Annotated in this window: 5 protein-coding genes; 3 read left to right on the top strand and 2 right to left on the bottom strand. The window is 34.7% G+C overall.

The window, feature by feature from the left end:
- Positions 1-86: 86 nt before the first annotated feature.
- On the top strand, positions 87-1,580 hold the full coding sequence (locus HMPREF9171_RS109460) for a helix-turn-helix domain-containing protein (protein ID WP_000571932.1): 1,494 nt from the start codon (positions 87-89) through the stop codon (positions 1,578-1,580).
- Between the two features lie 97 nt (positions 1,581-1,677).
- On the opposite strand, the gene uvrB is transcribed toward HMPREF9171_RS109460, so the two are convergent.
- Together uvrB and HMPREF9171_RS109470 are read right to left on the bottom strand one after the other, a co-directional pair.
- Positions 1,678-3,669 carry an excinuclease ABC subunit UvrB gene (uvrB, locus tag HMPREF9171_RS109465; protein ID WP_000567083.1) on the bottom strand — a complete coding sequence of 664 codons (1,992 nt, stop codon included), beginning with the start codon at positions 3,667-3,669 and terminating at the stop codon, positions 1,678-1,680.
- A gap of 60 nt (positions 3,670-3,729) precedes the next feature.
- The gene (locus HMPREF9171_RS109470) at positions 3,730-4,650 is read right to left on the bottom strand and encodes a CPBP family intramembrane glutamic endopeptidase (protein WP_001042318.1); all 921 of its coding nucleotides are present in this window, start codon (positions 4,648-4,650) and stop codon (positions 3,730-3,732) included.
- Between the two features lie 182 nt (positions 4,651-4,832).
- Here HMPREF9171_RS109470 and HMPREF9171_RS109475 point away from each other — a divergent pair, with 182 nt between their 5' ends.
- Both HMPREF9171_RS109475 and HMPREF9171_RS109480 read left to right on the top strand, forming a co-directional pair.
- Positions 4,833-7,016 (top strand): ABC transporter substrate-binding protein/permease, encoded by a 2,184-nt coding sequence (locus HMPREF9171_RS109475; RefSeq protein ID WP_000681011.1) that lies wholly within the window; start codon positions 4,833-4,835, stop codon positions 7,014-7,016.
- A complete protein-coding gene (locus tag HMPREF9171_RS109480; protein ID WP_000818887.1) occupies positions 7,016-7,756 on the top strand; it encodes an amino acid ABC transporter ATP-binding protein in 741 nt (246 codons plus the stop codon). Before HMPREF9171_RS109475 ends, HMPREF9171_RS109480 begins: the two co-directional genes overlap by 1 nt.
- Positions 7,757-7,779: the final 23 nt, after the last annotated feature.

The following is a 7,779-nucleotide window of genomic DNA, read 5'->3' as shown; positions in this document are numbered from 1 at the left end:
AATTATTATTTTATAAGGTTAAAATATTTGAAACATTTTATATTATTCCTTATTATAGTATTAATGAGTGAAAGGAGTTGCGTAATATGATAGAAAATTTTTTAGAAAAAAATATCCTTAATAAAGTTAAATTACTTACTTTATGTTATGATACCCCCTCACTATCCTTAGATACCGCCTGTAACCGACTCCACTTATCACCAGTTGAGCTTAAAAACTATTGTCATGAATTAAATGTTTTATTTGGTCATAAACTTTCTATCCATATCCAAAAAGAACGGATTTTATGTAAGCTAAATAAACTTACTCAAGAAGAGGCCTTAAAAATAGTTTATAATGAGTCAGACACTTTACAACTTCTTAAATTTTTAATTGATGACTCGTCTGATAAAAAATCTCTAGTAGCTTTTGGAAATGATCTCTTCTTATCTCGTTCTTCTGTCTATCGTCTGCGAGAAAATTTATTTCCTTTAATTAAATATTTAGGATTATCCTTATCTAAAAATACCATAGTAGGTGACGAATATCGCATTAGATATCTCATCGCATACCTCACTACTAAATTTGGTATTAAAATTTACGATCTGTCTGCTCTAGATATTAAGATTATTCGACAATTTTTATTTGAGAGTGGTACTAATATAAGACCTACTACGCACCTTTCTGATATCTTTATTTTTTTTGATACGCTTTTCATTTTAACCTGGAAACGTCACCATCATAAAGTTAAAATTCCAAACTCCAAACTTTTCTCTTCTCTTAAAAAAATCTTTATTTATGAGGAGCTGAATACATGTGTAAAAAGTATCATTCAACCTTACTTGAATGTTATTTTTAATTCAGAAGATATGGATTATATTTTTCTTATCTATCTTACAAGCGCTAACTCTTTTGCTGCTCAAAAATGGACTGAAACACATGTCGATGAAGTGTTAGCTATTTTTAAAAGTCTTCCTAAATTCCAAATGCTACTACTACCTTTGAAAGCAGCTCTTCCATACTCTGACACCTACTACGATGAGCTAGTGAAAGTCACTATTTACTTTTCTCGAAACTTCATAGTTGGTCTGAATCAATTAATTCCTGAAACAATTAGTTTTCCTTCAACATTCTATCCTGGAAATTCTAAACTAATACCCATTATCGAACCAATAGTCACACATTGGCTAACTGAAATTGGGGAATCAACTTTAAAAAAACAGCACTTTTTCTTATTCTGTGCTCATCTGGAAAGGGTGATAAAAAATAATATGCCTCCTATAAGAGTTGTGTTGTTAACAACTGATTTCATTAATAATCAAATCTTCAAAGACTATCTATTACAATCTCTTTCCTTAGAGAAAATAAACTTTCATTCCTATTACTTATTAAGAGATAATGTTAGTCAAGTATCAACTCTAAAACCTGATTTAATCATTACCGATCAAAAACTAGTTCCATATGTCACAAAGGAATTAGCTACAAATAGTTTAGTCGCTCATATTGATTACAACGATACACCCTCTCAAATCAGTAATATCCAAACTATTATTTCTAATATTAAAGAAGAAAAATATCGAAAAATCTTTGATAAAATATAACATCCACCTACTGTATTCTTTTGATTTCAATTATTAATAAAACGACTAGAGCACTTCATTAACTACTCTAGTCGTTTTATTAATTCTGTTCATCGTATTAATCGATTGCTTTTAGTTTTAAAATAACATCTCGGATTTGTGCAGCTAGCTCAAAGTCCAATAATTCAGCTGCTTCTTGCATTTGCTTTTGAAGAGCTTTAATTTCAGCTTGCCTTTCTTTCTTAGATAAACTACTGTAATCGACAATTTTTTCAGGTTTATCGCTGTCATTACTTTTAGTAATAGCAATTAAATCACGGATTTCTTTTTTAATTGTTTGTGGCACAATTCCATGCTTTTCATTATAGTCCATTTGTAAACGGCGACGGCGAGCGGTTTCATCCATAGCTCTTTGCATAGAATCTGTTATTTTATCAGCATACATAATAACATGACCATTACTGTTACGTGCTGCACGTCCGATTGTTTGGATAAGACCACGCTCATTACGAAGGAAACCTTCCTTATCAGCATCTAAGATTGCAACAAGGGAAACCTCAGGAACATCTATTCCTTCACGTAAGAGATTAATACCAATTAAAACATCAAACACACCAAGTCGTAGATCACGAATAATCTCTGTACGTTCTAGGGTTTTAATATCGCTGTGCATATACTTAACTTTAACTCCCATTTCTTTGAGATAATCTGTTAAGTCTTCTGCCATACGCTTTGTCAATGTTGTAATAAAGGTACGCTCACCTTTTTCAGTCCTCAAATTGATTTCGCCAAGCAAGTCATCCATCTGCCCCATACTTGGTCTAACTTCAACTTCTGGATCAAGAAGTCCTGTTGGCCGGATAATTTGCTCAACAACCGTATCTGTTTGCCCCATTTCATAGTCTCCTGGCGTTGCAGATACATAGACAATTTGATGGACATGGCTTTCGAATTCTTCACGACGAAGTGGACGGTTATCTAAGGCAGATGGTAAACGAAAACCGTAATTAACCAACATTTCTTTACGCGAACGGTCTCCATTATACATCCCTTTGATTTGCCCCATTGTCATGTGACTCTCATCAATCATAATCAAAAAATCTTCTGGGAAGAAATCTAACAAAGTAAAAGGTGGCTCACCTTCACTTCTACCATCCATGTGACGTGAGTAGTTCTCAACACCATTTGTATATCCCATTTCACGAAGCATTTCAATATCATATTCTGTCCTTTGTCGAATACGTTGCGCTTCAATCAATTTCCCTTCTTTTTCAAAAAGTTCTACTTGATTTTCCATTTCAGCTTGTATTTTTGAAATAGCTTCTTCCATATGTTCATCATTTGTCATAAAGTGTGTTGCTGGGAAAATAGCTAAATGTTCCACTTCTCCTAGCACACGCCCTGTTAACGATTCTATTTCTCTTATACGATCAATTTCATCACCAAAAAATTCAATTCGAAAGGCATGCTCATCACGACTCGCAGGAAAAACTTCTACAACATCGCCACGAACGCGAAATTTTCCACGTTGAAAATCAATATCGTTACGCTCAAATTGAATATCAACGAGATTGTTCAATAACTGATCACGTGAAATTTCTTGACCTGGCCTAAGGCTAACAACACTGTCTGCATACTCTTTAGGAGAACCTAAACCGTAAATACAAGAAACAGATGCTACAACAATAACGTCATTTCTTTCTAATAACGAAGAAGTCGCTGAGTGACGTAATTTGTCAATTTCGTCATTGACTGAACTATCTTTTTCAATATAAGTATCCGAAGAAGGCACATAAGCTTCTGGTTGATAATAATCATAATATGAAACAAAGTACTCTACGGCATTGTCAGGAAAAAATTCTTTAAACTCTCCATAAAGTTGGCCTGCTAGGGTTTTATTATGTGCAATCACCAAGGTTGGCTTGTTAACTTGGGTGATAACTTGGCTCATTGTGTAGGTTTTACCAGTACCAGTAGCACCTTTTAAAATCTGAGCTTTTTCCCCTCCTTCAATATTGTCAACCAACGTTTCAATAGCTTGAGGTTGATCTCCCGAAGGACTATATTTGGAAACTAATTTAAATCGGTTAGTATCTTTTCTATCTATCATTTCTTTACCTCGATTACTTTATTTTAACATAGAAAAAAGAAAAAGACTGAGCTGCAACACTCAATCTGTTTCTTCAGTCTTAATTAGCCATAGAAGGTATATAATTGCAGCTAAGAGAACAAAAATAGAAATCAAACTTCCTTCTATTCCGAATGCACCACCTGATATCCAGTCCGGTGCGTTTTCTTTAACGGTAAAATGCAAAAGAGATGCTCCTGCTTTCTGACCACTTACTGCAATACCATAGAGATTACCTTGGCTAAAATTCCAAGCTCCATGTAAGGCTGCAACGCTCCAAATATTACCACTTTTAATCATATACAAGGACATTAAAACTCCCGAACATATAATACTTACAATAGAAAGAAAAGTGACATGGGCATTTACCAAGTGCAAAACGCCAAATAAAGTGGATGAGACCCCTATGGCAACAGCTAAATGAAAACGATGATTAATTAGAGGAAGAAGCCACCCTCGTGTTAGCAATTCTTCCGTACCGCTTTGAATAAGCCAAAAAGGAAGGAGAGTTACAACATAGAAAATCGTTGCCTTAGAAACATCATAGCTATGAAAGTCAAGTCCTCCCAATATATAAGCAGTGATGACAGAAATTGAAAATAGAATAAAACCTATACTCCAGCCTTTTATAAGTGACCACAGAGTTCTTTTAAACTTTGTAGAAAACCCCAATTCTGAAAAAGGTCTTTTTTCTACGAATTTTACCCAGATAAGCAAAAGGAATGCTGAAAAACTAAAGGTTCCTAATTCTCCATAGATATTATTAAATAAATTAATAAACTCAAAAAAAGTATAGGAAGAAAACTTATAGAGTACAGAAGACACTAGAACAATTCCCACACCACCTAGAGTTAGACCAACGAAAAAAAATAGGTATACCATAAAACAAGCAAATAACAATAATAGCCATGACGGCCAGTTTTTATAGACAGCGAACTGACTATTTAAAATCCTTTTATTCATAATAATCCTAAATACTTTTTGTGTGATAACACTAGAACGATTATATCATAATACTAACTAAAGATATATATAAAATTAACATAACATACATGTTACGTTTTCTAACATAGAAATGACATTTTGTTGCTCTATCTTATTTATTTTGATATAATAAAACACATATTTATAAAAAGGAGATTTACATGAAGCACAAGTTAAAAGCTTTTACGCTTGCTTTACTCTCAATATTCTTTGTGTTTGGTGGAAAGGTCAGTGCAGAGACTGTGAATATTGTTTCTGATACAGCATACGCTCCATTCGAATTTAAAGATTCTGATCAAACTTATAAAGGAATCGATGTTGACATCGTTAACGAAGTCGCTAAGCGTGCTGGCTGGAATGTTAACATGACGTATCCAGGTTTTGATGCCGCAGTTAACGCTGTTCAATCTGGACAGGCAGACGCGCTAATGGCCGGAACTACTGTTACTGAAGCACGTAAAAAAGTCTTTAATTTCTCAGATACTTATTACGATACTTCCGTTATTCTTTATACTAAAAATAATAATAAAGTCACAAACTACAAACAACTAAAAGGAAAAGTAGTCGGTGTAAAAAATGGAACAGCTGCTCAAAGCTTCTTAGAGGAAAATAAATCTAAATACGGCTATAAAGTTAAAACATTTGATACAAGCGACCTAATGAATAACAGCCTTGATTCTGGTTCTATTTACGCCGCTATGGACGATCAACCAGTTGTGCAATTTGCGATAAATCAAGGAAAAGCTTACGCCATTAACATGGAAGGCGAGGCAGTTGGTAGCTTTGCATTTGCTGTCAAAAAAGGTAGTGGACACGATAACCTAATTAAAGAATTTAACACAGCTTTTGCACAAATGAAATCAGATGGCACTTATAATGACATCATGGATAAATGGCTTGGGAAAGACGCTACAAAAACAAGCGGCAAAACAACAGGTAATGCCAATGAAAAAGCAACTCCTGTAAAGCCAAGTTATAAAATTGTTTCTGATTCTTCATTCGCACCATTCGAATATCAAAACGGTAAAGGGAAATATACTGGTTTTGATATGGAATTAATCAAGAAAATTGCTAAACAGCAAGGTTTTAAACTTGATATCTCAAATCCAGGTTTTGATGCCGCTTTAAATGCTGTCCAATCTGGACAAGCTGACGGTGTTATTGCAGGAGCCACAATCACAGAAGCACGCCAAAAAATCTTTGATTTTTCTGACCCTTATTACACATCTAGCGTTATCTTAGCGGTGAAAAAAGGAAGCAATGTCAAATCATACCAAGATTTAAAAGGAAAAACAGTTGGTGCTAAAAATGGTACTGCCTCATATACTTGGTTATCAGACCACGCAGATAAGTACAACTATCATGTTAAAGCATTTGATGAAGCATCTACAATGTATGATAGTATGAACTCAGGTTCAATTGATGCTCTAATGGATGACGAAGCAGTTCTTGCTTACGCTATTAATCAAGGTCGTAAATTTGAAACACCTATCAAAGGTGAAAAATCAGGCGATATCGGATTTGCAGTGAAAAAAGGGGCAAATCCAGAATTAATTAAAATGTTTAACAACGGTCTTGCTTCACTCAAAAAATCGGGTGAGTACGATAAACTTGTTAAAAAATACCTTTCCACAGCCAGCACTTCTTCAAACGATAAAGCTGCTAAACCTGTAGATGAATCAACTATTTTAGGGTTAATTTCTAATAACTACAAACAATTGCTATCTGGTATTGGAACTACTTTAAGTTTAACTCTTATCTCATTTGCGATTGCTATGGTTATTGGTATTATCTTTGGTATGATGAGCGTATCACCAAGTAATACTCTCCGCACAATTTCAATGATTTTTGTTGATGTTGTCCGTGGTATTCCACTCATGATTGTGGCCGCTTTTATTTTCTGGGGTATTCCTAATTTAATCGAAAGCATCACAGGTCACCAAAGTCCAATTAATGACTTCGTTGCTGCTACTATCGCTCTTTCTTTAAATGGTGGTGCGTACATTGCTGAAATTGTACGTGGTGGTATTGAAGCTGTTCCTTCTGGTCAAATGGAAGCAAGTCGTAGTTTAGGTATTTCTTACGGCAAAACTATGCAAAAGGTTATCTTGCCTCAAGCAGTACGCCTTATGTTACCAAACTTTATCAACCAATTTGTCATCTCATTAAAGGATACAACAATTGTATCAGCAATCGGACTTGTGGAACTCTTCCAAACTGGTAAAATCATAATTGCACGTAACTATCAATCATTCCGTATGTATGCTATCCTTGCAATTATGTATCTTGTAATCATTACCCTTCTCACCCGTCTAGCAAAACGTTTAGAAAAGAGGCTTAAATAATGGCAGAATTAAAAATTGATGTCCAAGATTTACACAAGTCGTATGGGCAAAATGAAGTTTTAAAAGGTATTGATGCTAAATTTTATGAAGGTGATGTTGTTTGTATTATTGGACCTTCTGGTTCAGGAAAATCAACTTTCCTTCGCACATTGAACTTACTTGAATCAATCACAAGTGGAAAAGTTGTTGTGGACGGCTTTGAGTTATCAAATCCAAAAACAGACATAGACAAAGCACGTGAAAATATCGGAATGGTATTTCAACACTTCAATCTTTTCCCACATATGTCAGTTCTTGAAAACATCACTTTTGCTCCTATTGAACTTGGTAAAGAATCTAAAGAAGCAGCTGAAAAGCATGGGATGGAATTACTTGAAAAAGTTGGTTTAGCCGATAAAGCTAATGCCAAACCAGATAGTTTATCTGGAGGACAAAAACAACGTGTAGCTATCGCAAGAAGCTTAGCGATGAATCCAGATATCTTACTTTTTGACGAACCAACTTCTGCACTTGATCCAGAAATGGTTGGAGACGTTCTCAATGTTATGAAAGATTTAGCTGAACAAGGCATGACTATGTTAATTGTGACACACGAAATGGGATTTGCTCGTCAAGTTGCCAATCGTGTTATCTTTACAGATGGTGGTCGTTTCCTCGAAGATGGGACACCTGAGCAAATCTTTGATACACCTCAACACCCACGTCTCCAAGACTTCCTTAATAAAGTTTTAAACGTTTAATAAAAAAAGATGACTTCGTGTCA

Source organism: Streptococcus agalactiae ATCC 13813, from assembly GCF_000186445.1.
In the GTDB taxonomy this organism is placed as follows: Bacteria; Bacillota; Bacilli; order Lactobacillales; family Streptococcaceae; genus Streptococcus; species Streptococcus agalactiae.
Note: the sequence above shows the minus strand (reverse complement) of the source record. Positions and strands in the feature narration are given on the sequence as shown.